The sequence below is a fragment of the Nocardioides sp. CPCC 206348 genome (assembly GCF_048654705.1).
Lineage (GTDB): Bacteria > Actinomycetota > Actinomycetes > Propionibacteriales > Nocardioidaceae > Nocardioides.
The window spans coordinates 29,347-29,588 of record NZ_JBMCZA010000183.1 but is presented as its reverse complement, the minus strand read 5'-3'; the positions used below and the strand labels follow the sequence as shown (position 1 = coordinate 29,588).

The 242-nt window shown below is 73.6% G+C and carries 1 protein-coding gene; it reads left to right on the top strand.

The features are described 5' to 3' along the window. Nucleotides 1-24 precede the first annotated feature (24 nt). The coding region (locus tag ACOADB_RS14895; RefSeq protein WP_378600071.1) for a class I SAM-dependent methyltransferase at nucleotides 25-242 on the top strand (218 nt) is incomplete at its 3' end.

Sequence of the window (242 nt, the reverse complement as noted above, 5' to 3'; positions counted from 1 at the left end):
GGTGCGCGACCGGGACTGGTCGCCGTGGGCATCGACCTGGACGAGGCCTCGGTCATGGACGCCCGCGCCAACGCCGTCGAAGCAGGCCTGGCCGGCAGGGTCGAGTTCGAGGTGGCCGCGTCCGACGCCGACCACGGCGCCGAGCGGTACGACGTCGCCTTCTTCTTCGAGAGCCTGCACGACATGGCGCACCCGGTCGAGGCCCTGGCCGCCGTACGACGCGCGCTGCGACCCGATGGCCG